At 73.0% G+C, this 18,283-nt stretch carries 9 protein-coding genes; 1 reads left to right on the forward strand and 8 read right to left on the reverse strand.

Features of this window, described 5'->3' with window-relative positions; translation table 11 throughout:
* Positions 1–29: 29 nt before the first annotated feature.
* The 6 genes from BJ965_RS09000 to eccD all read right to left on the reverse strand — a co-directional run bounded on the left by BJ965_RS09000 (position 30) and on the right by eccD (position 8,860).
* On the reverse strand, positions 30–3,677 hold the full coding sequence (locus tag BJ965_RS09000) for an AAWKG family protein (RefSeq protein WP_449343236.1): 3,648 nt from the start codon (positions 3,675–3,677) through the stop codon (positions 30–32).
* Between the two features lie 121 nt (positions 3,678–3,798).
* Complete coding sequence (locus BJ965_RS09005) at positions 3,799–4,269, reverse strand: type VII secretion system-associated protein (RefSeq protein WP_184908197.1); 471 nt, start codon at positions 4,267–4,269, stop codon at positions 3,799–3,801.
* A gap of 360 nt (positions 4,270–4,629) precedes the next feature.
* Positions 4,630–4,938, reverse strand: a complete 309-nt coding sequence (locus BJ965_RS09010; RefSeq protein WP_030838417.1) for a WXG100 family type VII secretion target — start codon at positions 4,936–4,938, stop codon at positions 4,630–4,632.
* Between the two features lie 102 nt (positions 4,939–5,040).
* The gene (locus BJ965_RS09015; protein ID WP_184908198.1) at positions 5,041–5,376 is read right to left on the reverse strand and encodes a hypothetical protein; all 336 of its coding nucleotides are present in this window, start codon (positions 5,374–5,376) and stop codon (positions 5,041–5,043) included.
* Between the two features lie 423 nt (positions 5,377–5,799).
* Positions 5,800–7,407: a type VII secretion protein EccB gene (gene eccB, locus BJ965_RS09020; RefSeq protein ID WP_184908199.1), complete on the reverse strand. Its 1,608-nt coding sequence runs from the start codon at positions 7,405–7,407 to the stop codon at positions 5,800–5,802.
* A 46-nt stretch (positions 7,408–7,453) separates the two neighbouring features.
* Entirely contained in the window at positions 7,454–8,860 is a 1,407-nt protein-coding gene (gene eccD / locus BJ965_RS09025; RefSeq protein WP_184908200.1) for a type VII secretion integral membrane protein EccD, read from the reverse strand.
* A 467-nt stretch (positions 8,861–9,327) separates the two neighbouring features.
* On the opposite strand from eccD, the gene eccCa reads away from it, so the two are divergent.
* Entirely contained in the window at positions 9,328–13,386 is a 4,059-nt protein-coding gene (eccCa, locus tag BJ965_RS09030; RefSeq protein ID WP_184908201.1) for a type VII secretion protein EccCa, read from the forward strand.
* A 336-nt stretch (positions 13,387–13,722) separates the two neighbouring features.
* Here eccCa and BJ965_RS09035 read toward each other — a convergent pair whose 3' ends face one another.
* Both BJ965_RS09035 and BJ965_RS09040 read right to left on the reverse strand, forming a co-directional pair.
* A complete protein-coding gene (locus BJ965_RS09035) occupies positions 13,723–14,967 on the reverse strand; it encodes a S8 family serine peptidase (protein ID WP_184908202.1) in 1,245 nt (414 codons plus the stop codon).
* Complete coding sequence (locus tag BJ965_RS09040; protein ID WP_184908203.1) at positions 14,964–18,281, reverse strand: right-handed parallel beta-helix repeat-containing protein; 3,318 nt, start codon at positions 18,279–18,281, stop codon at positions 14,964–14,966. The genes BJ965_RS09035 and BJ965_RS09040 overlap by 4 nt, the downstream gene beginning before the upstream one ends.
* Positions 18,282–18,283 lie beyond the last annotated feature (2 nt).

Below are 18,283 nucleotides of genomic sequence, written 5' to 3' on the forward strand. Positions count from 1 at the left end.
GGTCCGGTGCCCGCGGGGTGTCACCGTGCTCACCGCCCGATGACGGCCGGGTTGCCGCCCTCCTCGGTGCCCCACACGTCCACGTCCTCTTCCAGGTAGCCGGCGGAGCTGGTGGACCTGTTGTCCTGCTCCGCCTCCCGCTCCGGTGAGTCGCCGCCGGTGGTCGCCACCCGGGAGGCCGGTGCGAGGAAGGTGTCGTTGTCCTCCTGCCGGTGCCACGGGTTGCGCCGTCGGCGGTTGCGGCGTTCGCTCTCCTCCACGGCGTCGACGAGGACGGCGCGCACCCGCTCGCCGTTGCCCTTCTCGCCGCCCGCGCCGGCGCCCATACCGCCCATGCCGCCCATGGGCATGCCGGGGGTGCCGGGCGTCCCGGGAGCGCCGGGGGTACCGGGGGTGCCGGCCCCGGCGGTCGACTGGAGGGGGGAACCCGACTGGTTCGTGGCGCTGTCGGACAGCGGAGCGACACCGTTCGTGGCGGTGACCTCCGGGGAGAGGGCGCCCGCCCCGGACAGGCCGCCGCCGGCTCCCCCGCTGCTCGCGCCGCCGCCTCCGCCCCCGCCGAGACCCAGCTCGGAGAACGGCACGTCCCGGCTCGTGACGCCGTCGCGGCCGGTCCGGTCGAGGTCGTCGAGCAGGTCCGATACGTCCTTGCCGCCGGAGGAGTCGAGGTCGCGCAGGTCGGTCTTCTCGGTGTTGCCCTGCGGGTCGGTGATCGTGGCGATGCCGGTGTCGGGGTCGATGACCTGCTTGCTGCCGTCGGGGAAGGTGGTGGTCAGACGGCCGTCGTCGAGGAAGGTCTGTGAGCCGTCCGGGTTGGTCACCTTCGCGCCGTGGGTGAGGTCGGTGACCGTGGTGGTGCCGTCCGGGCGGGTGGTGGTGAGCATGCCGTTGTCGGGGTCGAAGGTGGCCTTGCCGCCATCCGCGAAGGTGGTGGTGAAGTCGCCGTCGTCGTAGGCGGTGTGGCCGCCCGTCGGGGTCTCCAGGCCGTCTGCCCGGCCGCTGTTGAGGTCTCCGAGGTCGCCCAGGTCGCCGATCGACTCGGTCGGCAGGTCGGAGTTCAGGTCGCCCAGATTTCCCAGGTCGCCGAGGGAATTGCCGCCGTTGAGGTTGCCCAGGTTGCCGAGGTTCTCGGTGACGGTCCTGCCGTCGGGGTCGGTGGTGGTGGTCCGGCCGGTCGCGGGGTCGACCTTCTGGACCGTGCCGTCCGGGAAGGTGGTGGTCAGCTTGCCGTCGTCGCCCAGCGACGTCACCGAGCCGTCCGGGTTCGTCACCTTCACACCGTCGCCCAGGTTCTGCGTGGTGACCGAGCCGTCCGGGTGAGTCGTGGTGAGCACCCCGTTGTCCGGGTCGAAGCTGGTGCCGCCGCCGTCCGGGAGGTCGGTGGTCACGTCTCCGCCGCTGGTCAGCTGGGTGCTGCCGCCGGTCGGGGTGTCGAGCACGCCGTCGCCGCCGAGGCTGCCGTTGAGGTTGCCCAGGTTGCCGAGGTTCTCGGTGACGGTCCTGCCGTCGGGGTCGGTGGTGGTGGTCCGGCCGGTCGCGGGGTCGACCTTCTGGACCGTGCCGTCCGGGAAGGTGGTGGTCAGCTTGCCGTCGTCGCCCAGCGACGTCACCGAGCCGTCCGGGTTCGTCACCTTCACACCGTCGCCCAGGTTCTGCGTGGTGACCGAGCCGTCCGGGTGAGTCGTGGTGAGCACCCCGTTGTCCGGGTCGAAGCTGGTGCCGCTGCCGTCCGGGAAGGCGGTGGTGAGCTTGCCGTCGTCGAGCCGGGTGCTGCCGCCGGTCGGGGTCTTGAGGGAGCCGCCGGTGCCGTTCAGGTTGCCGAGGCTGCCGAGGTTCTGGTTGATCGCGTCGTTGACGGAATTGTCCGTCCCGCCCCGGGCGTTGTTCAGGCCGCCGAGGCTGCCGAGGTTCTGGACGTTCGGGACCGGGCCCAGGGGGCCCTGCTCACCGGAGCCGCCCAGCGCGTTCACGTCGTTGAGGTCGCCGGGGCTCTCGGTGGTGAACGCCCTCTGGTTGAGCAGGTCGTCGAGGCCGTTCAGGTTCTGCTCGCCGACCCCGTTGGGATCGTTGAGGCCGCCCAGACTGTCCTCCAGGCTCGCCCGCTGTTCCTCGGCCTCACGCTCGGCCTCCTTGCGCAGCTCGTCCTGGTACTTCTTGTCTTCCTCCCGCTGCCGGTCCTGTTCCTCCCGCAGCTCGTCCTGGTACTTCTTGTCCTCCTCCCGCTGCCGGTTCTGCTCCTCCCGCAGCTCGTCCTGATACTTCTTGTCCTCCTCCCGCTGCCGGTTCTGCTCCTCCCGCAGCTCGTCCTGATACTTCTTGTCCTCCTCCCGCTGCCGGTTCTGCTCCTCCCGCAGCTCGTCCTGATACTTCTTGTTCTCCTCGTTCTGCCGGTTGATCTCGTCCTTTTCCTCCTTCAGCTTCCGCTTCTCGTACTCCTCGGAGGCCGTGCTGGTGGACTTCGGCTCGGGGATGTTCCCCGAGAAGTCCTTGCCCAGGTCGAGGAAGTGGTTGTTCAGCGTGGACTGCACCTTGGCCGCCGGCTCGCCCAGGTACTTGTCGACACCCCGGTTCCAGATCTTCACGGCCTTGTCGCCGACCTTCGCCCAGTTCGCGACGTCGGTGAGGTCCCCGTACTCGGGGTGCACCTGCGTGAACCCCTCCTTCGGGCTGTGGTAGACCCTCGTGCTGTAGCGCGTGCTGGACGCCTTGATGTCCGTCTTCATGACGTTGTTGTCGTTGACCCACTGGGCGAGCTCGTCCAGGACGTAGCGCAGCACCCGGTGCGGGTCGTAGTAGGGGGACTTGGCCCACGCGAGCCACGCGTTCAGCAGTTCCCTGGCCGCCTCCTCCAGGTACGTGCGGCCCAGGGACAGGGCACGCGAGTACACCGTGGCGCCGGCACCGGTGTTGTCGCCGGTGACGGCCGTGTTGAAGGTCTCGACGTAACTGTCGTAGTTCTCGCGGATCTTCTTCAGCAGGCTGCGGAAGACCTCCGCCGCCTCGCCCTTCCAGCTCGCGTCGTCCCGGCCGAACCGGTCCTCCCAGTCCTTCAGCACCGGCGCGTAGTCCTTGAAGAACTTGGCCGCGAAGTCGAAGGACTCGCCGGTGCGGGTGAACGAGCTCAGGTCCACCACGTCGGCGCCGGGCACACCCAGGTTGCTGAACCGGGCGTTCTGGGTGTTGCCGGTCAGCAGTTCCAGGAGCGCAGCCCGCGGCCCGTTCATGTACCGGGCGAGCGGGATGGTGCTCATCTTGTCCTTGTTGTAGTCCGTGAACTCGTTGCCCTCACGGACCTGGACGTCGTTGACGTTGTCGGAGCCGGGTTCGGCGAAGACGACCTCGTCGCCGACCTTGACGCGGCCCTCGAAGACGATCCGGGCCTGCATGATCGAGCTCTTCTTGCCGCCGTTGAAGAACCAGATGTCGTAGTCCTCGCCCTTGTTCGTCAGGAAGCCGGAATCCTTGACGAGCAGGCCGAGGCCGCGCTCCTTGATGTCCATCCGGAAGAGCTTGCCGCCGTGGTCGGAGCGGAGCGTGTCGAAGACGGTGTTCCGGTCCGGCACGGGATAGCCGGTGATGTGGGTGACCAGAGTGGCCCAGGTGTCGGACGACGAGTCGGTCCGGCTGTTCATGTCGGAGATGTATGTACCGGATGTGGGGTCGTACCGCTCGGGCACCGGGCACCCTTTCTGGTCGGTCGTCGTCCGTGCCGGCGCACCGCGTCCTCACGCGGATTCACAGCCGGGTCCCTGTCTCGAGGAGGTGTGCCGGGCGGCCGCAGCCCGCACGGCGCGGGGGTCAGTCGTCCTCGTCCGTCGTGCCGGACGTGCCGGCGGTGAGGGTGTCGACGTCCTCGAAGGTCTGCAGCAGCGTCTGCGCGTCGATGGCGTCCAGGTTCTTGTTCTTGGTCTTGTTGGCCTCTTCGATCGTGTCGGAGAGCGCCTCCTTCAACTCCTTGAACAGCTCCATCTGGTCACCGAGCAGCTTGTCGATGGCCTCGGCCGCGCCGCGGATGTCCTCGATCAGCGCCGGTCCCGAGACGAGCGGATCGGTGACCATCTTGCCTATGCGCAGGAGTTGCTGTTTCTGGTCCAGGTTGTCCGGGGTGGTGTGCCCGTCGATGAGCTGGCCGAGCGGGCGGACGCTCTTGCCGTCGCCCTGCTCGCGGTGCTTCTTCGCGGCGGTGTACACCGGCTGCACCTCGTTGTCCCGGAAGTTCTCCATCTGCTTGAGGTCGAAGTGCTTGACGTCGGCCTTCTCACCGGCCATGGGACGCTCTCCTGCCGCTTGGTGCCGGAAGGGGGATGGGGGGCCGCCCGGATGGCGCCCCGCGCGACCGCGAGGCCCCGGCGGGCGCCCGCCCGGACGTGGCGTGGGCGCGCCCGCCGCCTTCCGGACGGGCGCACCGGCGCTCCGGACCCATCGGGCCCGCCGGACGCCGGGCCGCACACGCGGGGGACGCCGGGGCCGCACACCGGACGGGCATCGGCGGCCGCACCGCGGGGATGCCGGGGCCGCACACCGGGCGGACGCAGGGGACGTACGCCGGACGTACGCGGGCGATGTACGGACGGCTCCGGCAGGGCCGCCGTCGCGGCGGACCCGGGGCCCGAGCACGTCCCCGGAACCCTAACGGGCCCGCACGCCGCCCCAGTTGTCGGCGCTGCGGCGCTCGTCCCGGGAGTGGTTGTCGTGGATCATCTGGACCAGCTCACCGTTGTCGCCGAGGAGCTGGGCCATGTTCTTGGTGGCCTGGTCCCACTCGGCCTGGACCTCACGGTACGTCTGCTGGTCCGAGCCCTCCCAGGACATGACGAGCGGCTTCAGCTCGTCCTCCAGGTTGTTGAGGGTCTTGATGATCGCCTGGGTCTGGTCCATCAGCTCCTCGACCGCGTGCCGGACCTTGCCGTACTGCACGTCGATGATGCCGTCGGCCATGACGTCTCCTCTCGGGGGGGGGGGGGCCGGGCGTGCAGCCCGGCGGAACTCACGGGGTACGGCCTCGCCGGAAGGGGGCCGGTGCCGCGCGGGGGGGGTGGGTCAGCGCAGCGCTTCGAAGACGCCCTGGCTGGTCTTGCTGTTGAGGATCTCGGTGAGGTCCTGGTTCTCCTTCGCCAGACGGTTGGCGGAGGTCACGTTCTCCTGGAGCGCGTCGACCATCTTGCTGATCTGGATGACGACCTTCTGCGCCTCGGCGTTCCAGCTGCGGAAGAGCTTCAGCAGGGCCTGGCCCTCGTCGCCGCCGACACCCGAACGCGCGGCGATCTCGGCGACGTTGTTCTGGATCTTCTCGACCTGGTCCCGGGCCGACTCCAGGGAGGAGACGCCCCCCAAGCCCTTGGCATAGTCCGCTTTCCTCGCGGCGCTGTCCGCCATGTCGCGTTCCCTTCGTTCAGGCAGGTCTCGTGGCACCGTTGCACGCCGAGGCTAAAGAGGTCCCGGAGTTCCGCGCAACGCGATCGGTGACTTTTTGAGCATAGGTCAGACGGATGGAATTCGGCTGCCCGGCAACGGAGTTGCGGTCGGGTCACGCCCGGATGAACGGGTTCGGCCGCCGGGCGGGCGGGAAGAACCCCGGACGTCCGGCGGACGCATGCAATTCGGGCGGGAAACGGGCACGCCGGGGAGCCGAACGGTCATCGGGAAGGACCGTTTCGGATCCGCGTACAGCCACGGTATTCCGCGCGTCACACCGAGCGGATTACTTGAGCTTTTCCTGAGCTTTCATTCGGCTCGAAATGGCCCCGGTCCGGCCGGTGATTTCTTTTCCTTCGCCGCCCTTTGCGGTCCTTGCCGCGATCAGCCTGCGGTGCCGGTTCTGGGAGCGGTGCCCGCCGCTCCCGCCTTGCCGCTCTTGTCCGCCTTGCCGCTGTTCGCCTTCCGCTGTCGCGTACCGTCGGGCGCGGCACCGCACGCGGGTGCCGTGACCCCCGGCCGGCCGGCGCCGGACGCGGCGGCCGGGTCGAGGTCCGCTCCGGTCGGGAGCGCCGCGAGCAGGGGGGCCGGAACGGAGCCGATGTCGGAGGGCCCGTATCCGAGTGCCGCAAGGGAACTCTTGTCGCTCACGCGGTACTTCACACCGTTCTCCGCCACCAGATAGGTGGTGCCCGCGTGGGCGGCGCCGCTCGCGTGCAGGGCCCTGACCAGGGCGCCGCTGCCGGGCCGCACCACGGTGGCGTCCGTCGGCGCGCAGGCCGGCTCCAGCGGCTCGGCGGTGCCGTCCGGCACGGCGACCGGGGCGAGCCTGGCCAGCGGGACCAGCACCGACCTGATCCGGGCGCCACCGTCGCCGCCGTCCACCTGGGCGCACAGCGCGCTGCCGCGCGGCGCGGACTGCGGCACGGGCGGCGCGTCCGGCAGCTCCGCCGTGCTCGCCGTGCCGGCGTCCTTCGCCCGGTGCTCGCGCAGCGCGTCCGCGCCGACCGTGCGCGCTTCGGGCGAACTCCCCTGGTAGGCCTCCTTCTGGGTGGCCGGGTCGCCCAGCACCAGGGCGGCGCCGAGCCGGGTCAGCGGCACCAGGCCGTCCTCGCGCAGCAGGTGGTAGGTGCTGCCGCCGCCGGGCACGCTGACCTTGAACAGCTGGCCGATCCGGGTGGGTTCGCCGCCGAGGTCCGGGCCCTTGCCGCCGCGTCCGGGCACTGCGGGCGGCTTCAGGGCCGGGCCGGGTGCCAGGGCGTCGAGGAAGGCCGCCGAGACGGGCATCGGCTGCTCGGCGCCGTAGCCGAGGGCGGTGCGGGCGTCGGAGGCCCGGTCCAGGGGCAGCCTGCTGCCCCGCCACACCAGGTATTCGGTGTCGTCGGGTCCCCGTACGAGCACCCCCCGGTCGGCGCCGACTGCGCGGGAGTCCACGGGCGCCCCGGCGACCAGGGTGGTGGCCCCGGGCTTGTCCACGCCGGTGTCCGCCACGGCGCCTGAGGTGTCGGGCAGCGCCCCGCCCGGCCCGGTCACGCACAGGTGCCAGGGGCCGTCGTCGAGCCGGCCGGGGTCGGGCACGGCGTCCGGGGCGCCGGGGATGCCGACCGGGGCGCCCACGGGGACGTCCCGCAGGGAGGGGGTGCGCACGTCCGCGGTGGGCAGGTCGGAGCCGCCGATGAGCCGGGCCGAGGCGTAGTTGCGCACCGGGTGCAGGACACCGTCGGTGCCGGTCCACAGATACCGGGCGCCGGTGTCGCGGTTGACGACCAGGTGCTCGCCGTCGCGCCAGCCGTCGTTGCCGCCGGGCCGCAGCAGGCCGTAGACCACGGCGCCGGCGCCGATCAGGACGGTGGCCAGGACGCCGAAGACCACGCCGCGCGTAGTGCGGCCCAGCGGGCTCTCCGGGGCGTCCGGGTCGGCCATGAGCAGGCCCGAACTGAGCCTGCCCATCATGAAACTGTGGGCGTGTACCTGGTCGCGCTTGGACTGCACGGCCTCTCCTCAACTCCTCGTCGACGTGGTGGCGTTCAGGGGCCGGTCAGCCGAACAGGCCGCGCAGCCAGCCGAACAGCCCCGCCACCCACAGGCTGAGCGGCAGCAGCGCCACCGCGAGGCCGGTGTGGGCCAGTTCAGCCGCACGGCCCCAGTACGGCAGCATCCGGCGGCCGGGCACGGTCCAGGCGGCGACCACGAGCGCGGCCGCGGCGGCGAGCAGTACGGCGAGGACCACCAGCCGTCCGTCGCCGTCGCTGTCCACCGCCCAGGCGCGGGCGAGGAGCAGCAGCCCCCAGAGGCCGGGGACCGTCAGGGTCAGGCGCTGCCCGATGTGCACCAGGCCGCGGGAGTGCAGGAGCAGCAGCAGGCCCAGGGTGAGCGAGGTCAGCACCTCGGGCAGGTTCGGGTGCCGGGTGAGGACGGCCAGGGCGGCCGCGGCGATGACGCCGGTGGCGGCGAAGAGCGCGGTGACCCAGCGCCCGGCCAGTTCGGTGCGCTCGGCGACCTCGCTGCCCGCGTAGGGCTCGATGCCCTCCTGGAGCTGCCCCGCGGAGGACGGCAGTGAGGGCATCCGCATCCCGGCCAGCTTGAAGGCGAACGGTGCCACCGTCCCCGCGGCGAGGGCGACCACGGCCGCCACCAGCGCCACCGCGGCGGGCGCGTCCAGGCCCGTGTAACCGATCAGGGCCCCGGCGATCGCGGTGGCCACCGCGACCACCGCGGTGGCCAGCAGCGCCGGGGCGCCGACCGCGGTGGCGGCGAGGGCGAGCACCGCGCCGCCCGCCCCCGCGGCGCCCGCCGCGAGCAGCCGCGCGCCCACCACCCGCGCGATGTCCGGCCCGGTCAGCTCGCCGCCGGGCAGCAGCCAGCCGGCCAAAGCCAGGCAGGGCGCGACCAGCAGGCCGAGCGCGGTCGCGGACAGGCGGTCGCCGACCGCGCGGCTGGCCGAGCCCGCCCCCGCGAGCAGCAGCAGCCCGATCACGGCCGCGCAGACCGCCTGGGAGGAGGTGGAGCCGGTCACGCCGGGCGACAGCACCAGGGCGAGGGCGGCCAGGACGGTCGCCACCACGGCACCGACGAGGAAGCCGCGGGCCGCCCCGGGGTGCCAGTCGTGCAGCCGCCGGCCGGCGGTGTCGGCTATCCCGTCGACCAGGTCGTCGAGCCGGGCCTCGGGCAGCGCCTCGGTGTGCGGGCGCAGGTAGAGCACCGCGCCGTCGGCGAGCCCGGCGCGCCCCAGGGTGGTCTCCTCGTCGAGAGGGGCGTCACCGAGCCGCTGGAGCACCCAGCCGGCGTGGTCGAGACCGGCTTCCTCGGCCTCCTCGCCGACGTAGCGCAGCAGGGTGGGCAGGAGGTCGGCGACCGGCACGTCGGCGGGCACGGCCAGATCGACGGAGACGCTCGGCGCACGTACGGTCAGGCGGCACAGCTCGGCCACCGCACTGTCGGTCATCAGCTGAACTCTCGTCTTCCGTGGGGGCTTCGACCGGAGGATTGCCCCCCGGCAAGGCGAACGTGCGAAGGGTACGGAAAGCCGGACGCGGCGGTGAACCGGGGGGCCGAAAACGGGAATTGCCTCCCCGCGCTGTCACCTCCCGCGTGGACAGGGCGTGTTCCGTGAATGCAGACTACTGCCTGCACCCGGTGGATCGCGCTGCGGTCCGGACTCCTCGTCCGGTTCGGAGCCGGCCTCACGGGAGTCGGCCGACCCCCGCAATCCGTTGGAAACATTCATCCGCCGTTCACCGTGTCACGGCGTTCACCGTGCCGCGGAGGGCCCGGAGAATCGGCGCGGTCCGGTGTTTCCCCCTCCTCGGGTGGACCGGTATTCGGCGCGGGCCGGAAAGTCAGTGAAACCGGAGGTTTCGTTCCTTGAGTGTGGTGCTCTTTCGCCGGCCGGCCCGCAGACGCGGACCGGAGATGCCCGAGGGGCAATTGACCCTCCAGGAGCCGCCGGTCCTCGCCGAGACGGTCCCGGACACCTCGGCCGTGTGGACCTATCTGCCGATGGCGCTGATGTCGGTCTCGATGATGCTGATGTTCCTGCGCCCGGGCGGCGGGAACGGCGTCTTCATGTATCTGGCGATGGGCGTGATGGCGCTCTCGGCCGGTGCGATGCTGCTGGGTCAGCTGATGCGCCGCTCCAGCGAGCGCAAGCAGCGTCTCAAGGGTGAACGCCGCGACTACCTGCGGTACTTGGCGCAGACCCGCAAGCGGGTCCGGGCCACCATCGCCGAGCAGCAGCGCGCGCTCGCCTGGCGCCACCCGGAGCCGGCCTCCCTGCGCTCGCTGGCGCGCACCTCGCGGCTGTGGGAACGCCGCCCGGCCGACGAGGACTTCGGCGAGGTCCGGCTCGCGGTCGGCGAGCAGCAGCTCGCCCTCACCCTGGAGCCGGTCTCCACCCGGCCGGTCGAGGACCTGGAACCGCTGTGCGCGCACGCCCTGCGGCGCTTCATCCGGGCCTACTCCACCATCCCCGAGCAGCCCCTCGGCCTGTATCTGCGCTCCTCGGCCCGGGTCCTGCTGCGTCCCGAGGAGACACCCGGCGAGGGCTCCTCCGCGCCGGACGTGACGACGGGTGCGGCCGTGGGCTCGGCCCGGGGTGCGACGGCCGGTGCGGCCGTGGGCGCGGGCCCGGGTGCGGCGGCCGGTGCGGCCGTGGGTGACGCCGACGCGGCGCGGGCCCTGGTGCGGGCCCTCCTCGGCCAGCTCGCGGTGTTCCACGCCCCAGAGGAGTTGTGGATCGCGCTGTGCGTGAGCGACGAGCGGCGGGCGGACTGGGAGTGGGTGAAGTGGCTGCCGCACGCCCTGCACCCGCACGAGGAGGACGGCGCCGGGCAGGTCCGCCGCATCACCGGCGACCTCACCGAGCTGGACGACCTGCTCGGCGCCGAGTTCGCCGAGCGGCCCGGCTTCGACCCGGACGCCCGCCCCGGCCGCGACGAGCCGTACACGATCGTCGTCCTGGACGGCGTCACCGTGCCGGAGGGCCATCGCTGGGAGGGGCACGGCTACCGCAACGCCCTGGCCCTCGACGTCTCCGGGGCGCTGCGCTGGCGGCCGGGCCGCAACACCCTGCGGCTGACCGTGGGGGCGGACCAGGTGAGCCTGGTGCGTACCGACCGCAGCCGCAAGGAGCGCTCGGTGCCGCTCGGCCGGCCGGACCGGCTGGGCCCGCTCGGCGCGGAGTCCCTGGCCCGGCTGCTTGCCTCCCGCCGTATCAGCCTGGGCACCGACATCGCGCAGCCGCTGGACACCGACGTCGAGCTGACCACCCTGCTCGGCATACCCGACCTGCACCGGCACGACCCGCGTGCCCTCTTCGAGCGGCACACCGGCTCCGGCCGGCTGCGGGTGCCGATCGCCGTCGGCGTGGACGGCCGCCCGGTGGAGCTCGACATCAAGGAGTCCGCGCAGGGCGGCATGGGCCCGCACGGCATGCTCATCGGTGCCACCGGCTCCGGCAAGAGCGAGCTGCTGCGCACCCTGGTCCTCGGCCTCGCCCTGACGAACTCCTCCGAGACCCTCAACTTCGTGCTGGTCGACTTCAAGGGCGGTGCCACCTTCCTCGGCCTGGAGGAACTCCCGCACACCTCCGCCGTCATCACCAACCTGGCCGACGAGGTCGCCCTGGTGGAGCGCATGCAGGACGCCCTGCACGGCGAACTCATCCGCCGCCAGGAGCTGTTGCGGGCCGCCGGCAACCACACCTCCGCGCTGGAGTATGAACGGGCCCGCGCGGCCGGGGCGGACCTGGCACCGCTGCCCAGCCTGTTCGTGGTGGTCGACGAGTTCAGTGAACTGCTCTCCGCGCACCGCGAGTTCATGGAGCTGTTCGTGATGATCGGTCGCCTCGGACGATCCCTCGGGGTGCATCTGCTGCTGGCCTCGCAGCGCCTGGACGAAGGCCGTATGCACCAGCTGGAGAGCCACCTGTCGTACCGGATCGGCCTGCGGACCTTCTCCGCCATGGAGAGCCGCGGCGTGCTCGGGGTGCCGGACGCCTACCAGTTGCCGGCCCAGCCCGGCAGCGGCTATCTGAAATCCGGGGTGGAGGCCCTGACCCGGTTCCGCGCCGCCTACTCCTCCGGGACGTACCGGCGGCGCACCGGCGCGGTGGTGCAGGCCCGGGTGGCCAGCCAGGTGGTGCCGTGGACCAGCGGCTGGGTGGTGCCGCGCACGCTGGACCCGGCCACCGCGCCGGAGCCGGAGACCGAGGAGAGCGGCGACGAGGAAACCCTTCTCGACGTGGCCCTCGACCGGCTGCGCGACTCCGGTCCGCCCGCCCACCAGGTGTGGCTGCCGCCGCTGGACGAGCCGTCCCCGCTGGACGCCCTGCTGCCGGGCATCGCCCCCGGCCCCGAGCGCGGCCTCACCGCGGCGGGGTGGTCCGGGACCGGCCGGCTCAGGGTGCCGGTGGGCCTGGTGGACAAGCCCTTCGAGCAGCGCCGTGACCCGCTGGTCGTGGACCTGGCCGGGGCCGGCGGGCACGTGGCCATCGCGGGTGGCTCGCAGAGCGGCAAGTCGACCCTCGCCCGCACTCTCATCGCCGCCCTCGCCCTCACCCACACCCCGGCCGAAATCCAGTTCTACTGCCTCGACTTCGGCGGCGGTGGCCTCTCCCAGCTCGCCGCCCTGCCCCACGTCGGCGGTGTCGCGGCGCGGCTCAACCCGGAGCGGGTGCACCGGGCGGTGGCCGAGGTGATGACGCTGCTCGCCCGCCGGGAGCAGTTCTTCGTGGACCACACCCTTGATTCCATGCAGTCCTACCGTCGCCGCCGGGCCGCCGGAGAGTTCTCCGACGAGCCGTTCGGCGACGTGTTCATGGTGGTCGACGGCTGGTCCACGGTCCGCCAGGACTACGACGACCTGATCCCGAAGTTCAACGAACTCGCCGCCCGCGGCCTCAACTACGGCATCCACCTGATCATCACGACCACGCGCTGGGTGGAGTTGTCCGCCCAGGTCCGCGACCAGGCCGCCACACGGCTGGAGTTGCGGATGGGTGACCCGATGGACTCCGAGATCGACACCCGCAAGGCGCGGTCCGTGCCGCGCAGCGGCGGCCGCGGCATCACCTCCGACAGCGGGATGCACTTCCTCGCGGGCCTGCCCCGCCTGGACGGCAGCGGCTCCCTCGACGACTTGGGTGAGGGCGTGTCCCACCTGGTCGCCGAGGTCTCCCGGCACTGGTCGGGACCGGTCGCCCCGCAGGTGCGGATGCTGCCGCACCGGCTGCCGCTGGCCGAACTCCCCGCGCCCGAGGCCACCGAGGGCGGCGGCATGCGTCTCCCGCTCGGCATCGACCAGGACGCGCTGGAACCGGTCTGGCACGACTTCAGCCGCACTCCGCACCTGATCGTCGTCGGCGACACCGAGAGCGGCAAGACCAACCTGCTGCGCCGCGTCACCGAGGGCATCACCGCCCGCTACGCTCCGCACGAGGCGAAGATCATCGTCGTGGACTACCGCCGCACCCTGGTGGACGCCGTCCCGCAGGAGTACCGCATCGGGCACGTGATCTCCCTGGACAACCTCAAGGAGACCATCGACGGGGCGGCCCGCGCGCTGAAGACCCGCGTCCCGGGCGCGGACATCGCCCCCGCCCGCATGCGCCAGTGCGACTGGTGGACCGGACCGCGCCTGTTCGTCCTGGTCGACGACTACGACATGGTCTCCGGCAACTCCTTCCAGAGCCCCTTCGAGCCGCTCTTCGAGCATCTGACCCTCGGCTTCGAAATGGGCCTGCACCTGGTCGTCGCCCGCAGCGCCATGGGCGCCGGCCGGGGTCTCAGCGACGGCCTGCTGCGCCGCCTCGACGAGGCCAACAACCCGGCGGTCCTGCTGTCCTGCCCGCCCACCGAGGGCCGCCTCTTCGGCGACGCCAAGCCCTTGAACCTGCCACCCGGCCGAGCCCTGCACGTCGCCCGCCGCCGGGCACGGCTGATGCAGACCGCTCTGGTGGAACAGGAGAGCTGAGCACTGCCCGGCACGAGATCCGCGGGGGGCCACTTGAGTGGCCCCCCGCGGGCGTTGCGGGGCGGGCAGCGAGCCATACGGCGCGCGTCCGGGGTTCCGCAGCCCTGGCGGCGGCTCGGTCGTGCACCGGAGTCCCGCTCCGGCACCGCTCTCGGGTGCGGGCGCGGGTGCGGGTGCGGGTGCGGGAAGTCGAGAACGGCACCGGCGGCGCTGCCCGGTGCCTCGGTCGACCTGTCCGCCGGGGCATGCTGCGGTCGGGCACCGTACCCGGCGATGAGGCCAGGGGACGCGGGCCGGCCCGGGAAAGACGGGCCCACTCCGAGCGCCCCAGCGCCCTCAGTCACCCGCCGTTCTGTTGGCTCCCGCCGGGCGCCACCTCCGGGCTCGGGCCCGAGGAAGGACGAAGGCTGCCCAGAGGACGGCCAGGACGCCCGCGGTGCCCGTCAGGACGAAGAGGAGGGCCCGACCGGTGACGTGGTCGGCGGCGGAGGTGTCGCGGACGGTCACCGGAGCCGCGGCGCGCTCCGCGCCCGCCGGGGTGCCGGGGTCGTCGAGGACCGCGGTGACGGCGGCGTACGGGTCCAGTTGAGGGATGTCGGCGGGGTAGGCCGTGGCGGTGAGGCGGCGGACGACGGCGTCAGGCCTGTCGCCGGGATGCGCGGCGCGGACCACCGCGGCGGCCCCGGCGGCGTAGGCGGCGGCCACCGAGGCGCCGCCGCCGAGGTAGTGGCCGTCGCCGCGGGGGCCGCCGGAGACCACCCCGGCGCCGGGTGCGGCCAGGTCGATGCCGGTGGTGGGCAGGGAGCCGTCCGGGCGGGCGCCGCTTGGGAGCATGTCGGCGACCGAGAGGACACCGGCTTCGGCGGCCGGCCAGTAGGCGTGGGAGGGGATCTCGTCGGTGCCGGCGCGTGTGAGATCCGGGGTGGCCGCGGCGACCACGACCGCGCCCGCGCGGCGGGCCGCGGCGACCGCGTCGGTCAGTTCGGCGTCGCGGTCCGGCAGGGCGACGGCGACCGCGATCACCTCGGCGCCCGCCGCGGTGGCCTGGCGCAGTGCCGCCGCGACCAGGGCGGACGTCGCCCGGCCGCGCCGGTCGGTGCCGCGCAGGCCCAGGATCTCGGCGCCGGGGGCGACCCCGGCCAGGCGCGGGGTGTCCCCGCCGGAGCCGGCGATCAGCCCGGCCAGGAACGTGCCGTGCCCGACGCAGTCGTCCCCGCCCTCGCCCTGGGCGGTGACCCGGCCGTCGAGTCCGGCGGCGCCGGGTGCGACACCGGTGCCGATCAGGGCGACGGTCACCCCCGCGCCGGTGCCGTGCCGGTGCAGCCGGTCCAGGTCGAGGCGCTGGCGTGACCAGTCCTGCTTCTTCGCCTTCTCCCGGGAGGCGGGCGTACACGTCACCTCCGTCGCGTCCGGGTCGAACGCGGAGGGCATGCCGGGCAGTTTCTGTCCCTTGGCGCCGTCGGCCGCCGGCACACGCGCTGGGGCCGCCGCGAGAGCGGGAGCGGCCGTGGGCAGCAGCAGGGCGGCGGCGAGCCCGGCGCCGGCGGCCAGGCGGCCCGCCGCGCGGGCGGGCCGCCTCATCGGCCCGCTCCCTTCGGTGCCGCGGCGACGACGTCCTCGGGCAGGAGGATGCGCAGGTCGTCGAGGGTAGGCGCGGCCAGCGAACTGAGCCGCCCCGCCTGGCGGGTGATCATCGACTCGACGACCTGGCGGGCCAGGCGTGCGTTACCGAAGGACCGGTCGCGGGGCAGGGCGGCGAAGTACTCCTTGAGCAGGGCGCCGGTGCCGGGGCCGCACTCGTAACCCATGCTCGCGGCCTGGGAGCGCACGATGGTGACCAGTTCCTCGGAGGAGTAGTCGGCGAAGGCGACCCGGCGCGGGAACCGCGACGACAGGCCGGGGTTGGAGGCCAGGAAGCGTTCCATCTCGTCGGTGTAGCCGGCGACGATGACGACCACCTCGTCGCGGTGGTCCTCCATCAGCTTCAGCAGGGTGTCCACCGCCTCCTGGCCGAAGTCGGCGCCGCCGCCGCGCGGGGTGAGGGTGTACGCCTCGTCGATGAACAGCACGCCGCCGCGGGCGCGTTCGAAGACCTCGCGGGTGAGCTGGGCGGTGTGGCCGATGTAGCGTCCGACCAGGTCGGCACGGGCCGCCTCGACCAGCTGGCCCCGCTGGAGGATGCCGAGCTGGGTGAGGATCTCGCCGTAGAGGCGGGCGACGGTGGTCTTGCCGGTGCCGGGCGGGCCGGTGAAGACCAGGTGGTGGCTGAGCGAGGGCACCGGAAGTCCGGCGGCGGCGCGGTGGCGGGCCGTGGTGATGAGGTTGACCAGGTCGGCGACGTCGCGCTTGACCTCGGCGAGGCCCACCATGTCGCCGAGGCGGGTCAGCGGGTCGTCGTCGGGGGCGGCGGCCCGGTCGGCCTGCCCGGCGGCGGTGGCGGAGACGTCCTCAGGCAGCAGCAGCCTGAGGTCGCGTTCGCCGACCTGCGCCAGGGATGCGAGGCGGACCGCCTGCCGGTCCACCATCTCCTCGAACACCCCGCGTGCGGCCCGGCCGTTGCCGAAGCCGGAGTCCCGCGGCATGGCCTCGAAGTGCGCGGCCAGCGCGTCCGCGGTGCCCTCGCCCAGTTCGTACTGGTGCTGGGCGCACATGTTCTCCATGATCGCGACCAGTTCGGGCACCGAGTAGTTCTCGAACTCGACGGTTCGCGAGAAGCGGGACGCCAGACCGGGGTTGGAGCCGAGGAAGGACTCCATCTCCCGGGAGTAGCCGGCCGCGACGACCACCACGTCGTCGCGGTGGTCCTCCATCAGCTTCAACAGGGTGTCCACCGCCTCGCGGCCGAAGTCGGCGCCGCCGTTTCCGCTGTCCGCGGTGAGCGTGTACGCCTCGTCGATGAACAGCACTCCGCCGAGCGCCCGTTGGAAGGTCTCCGTGGTCTTGATGGCGGTGCCGCCGACGACCTGCGCGACCAGGTCGGCGCGCGAGACCTCCACGAGGTGCCCGCTGCGCAGCGAGCCCAGTTCGGCCAGGATCGCCCCGTAGAGGCGGGCGACGGTCGTCTTGCCGGTGCCGGGCGGCCCGGCGAAGATCAGGTGCCGGCTCATCGGCGGTGCGGACATGCCGAGTTGCTCGCGGCGCTGGGCGAGCTGGGTCAGGTTGACCAGGGTGCGCACCTGCTGCTTGACGTTCTCCAGGCCGATCAGCGCGTTGAGGGCGCCGAGCGGCCCGTCGGCGCGGTCGGGCGGGGGCGCGTCGGCGGCGCCGGAACCGGCCGGGTCGGTGTTCTCGGCGCTGCCGCTGCCCCAGGCGTCGCGCTTGCCGTTGCCGGTGCTGCTCAGCCCTTCCACGGCGAGCCGTTCGCCGGGCGCGGTCTGCACCAGGCCGCCGCCCTCGTTCTCCCGGGCCAGACAGTTCACGAGCGAGACGGGCGCCGTGGTCTCCACCCGGAAGCCGTCCTGGGAGCCGCCCGTCGCCTCGCAGCCGCTGAGCGAGGCGAACGCGCCCTCACGGAGCAGGAATCCGTGCCCCTTGGGTGCGTGCACCGCCGTGCGGTTGGCGGTCAGCTCGCCGCCGGCGGCCACCACCACGCCGTCCTCCTCGGACATCTCCACGCGGAAGTCGCGCACGGTCACGTTGCCGCCGTCCTCCACGACCAGGCCGTGCCCGGCGGCCTCGGAGACCCCGCCGCCGGCCAGGTAGAGGGTGCTGCCGGAGGCGACCCGCACTCCGGCGCCCTTCGGTCGTACGACCTCGCAGTCCTCGACGCGGCCCCGGGCGTCCTTGACGGCCGCGATGCCGTCACCGGAGGGCTCCACCAGCCGGGCCCGGCGCAGCAGCGGGTTGGCCCCGGCGCGCACGGCGACCGCGGGCGAGCCGCCGATCACCTCCAAGCGGTCCAGTTCCGCCGCCGAGTCCTCCTCCAGGAGCAGGCCGATGTCCTCGCAGTCGCGGACCGTCAGGCCGGTCAGTGCCGGGGAGGCGGCCCCGGCGACCCGCAGGGCCGCGCCCTGGGCGCCGTCCACCCAGCAGTCCTCGAAGGTGCCGCGCGCCCGGTCGGTGACCAGTACGCCGTGGCCGCGGGTGCGCGAGACGCGGCAGCGGCGCAGCACCGGGTCGGTGCCCCCGGCCAGCGCGATCCCGTTCGCGGACGCCCCGGTGACGCGGACGTCCTCCAGCGTCGTACGCCCGGCGCTGCTGAGGTGCACGCCCGTGCTGGTGTCGTGCACCACCGTGCGGACCACCGTCAGGGAGGAGTTCTGCTCCAGGGCGATGGAGGGCTTGTCGGTGGAGGAGATGTCGCAGTCCTCGACGGCGCCGCGGGCCTCGCCGTTGGCGAGCAGTCCGTTGCCGCGGGCGCCGCGCACGGTGCAGCCACGCAGGCGGGCTTCGCCCTGCTCGGCGAGGACCACACCGCTGGTCCCCAGGTGTTCGAGGGTGCAGGACTCCACGGTGGTGGGCGTGGTCGAGGTGACCACGATGCCGGCACCCTGGGGGTTGCTCACCCGGCAGTCCCGCAGCGCGAGCGAACCGGTGCCCCCGGCCAGCATCGCCGTCCAGGCGGCTCCGACCACCTCGCAGCCGTCGAGCGCGGCCTGCCCGCGCCGTACGTCCACGGCCGGCAGCTCGGCGTCGCCGCCGCGCAGGGTCAGTTCGGACAGCATCACGGCGTCGGCGCGCAGCGCGAGCACACTGCCCGAGCGCGGCCGGATCTCCACGGTGCCCCGCCCCTCGGCGGCGGTGAGGGTGACCCGGGTCTGGATCACCAGGTTCTCGGGATACGTCCCGGGCCGGACGCTGATCAGCGCACCGGTACGGGCGGCCGCGAGTGCCTCACCGATCGTCCGGTAGCGGTCCCGGTCCCCGGGTCCGACCGTCAGTACCTGGCGCGACACGC

The sequence above is a fragment of the Streptomyces luteogriseus genome, from assembly GCF_014205055.1.
Classification (GTDB): Bacteria; Actinomycetota; Actinomycetes; order Streptomycetales; family Streptomycetaceae; genus Streptomyces; species Streptomyces luteogriseus.

Coding starts and splice junctions, on each gene's coding strand:
- BJ965_RS09015 (WP_184908198.1), bottom strand. CDS start 5,376: ATGGCGGACAGCGCCGCGAGGAAAGCGGACTATGCCAAGGGCTTGGGG.
- BJ965_RS09005 (WP_184908197.1), bottom strand. CDS start 4,269: ATGGCCGGTGAGAAGGCCGACGTCAAGCACTTCGACCTCAAGCAGATG.
- BJ965_RS09010 (WP_030838417.1), bottom strand. CDS start 4,938: ATGGCCGACGGCATCATCGACGTGCAGTACGGCAAGGTCCGGCACGCG.
- eccCa (WP_184908201.1), top strand. CDS start 9,328: ATGCCCGAGGGGCAATTGACCCTCCAGGAGCCGCCGGTCCTCGCCGAG.
- BJ965_RS09035 (WP_184908202.1), bottom strand. CDS start 14,967: ATGAGGCGGCCCGCCCGCGCGGCGGGCCGCCTGGCCGCCGGCGCCGGG.
- eccD (WP_184908200.1), bottom strand. CDS start 8,860: ATGACCGACAGTGCGGTGGCCGAGCTGTGCCGCCTGACCGTACGTGCG.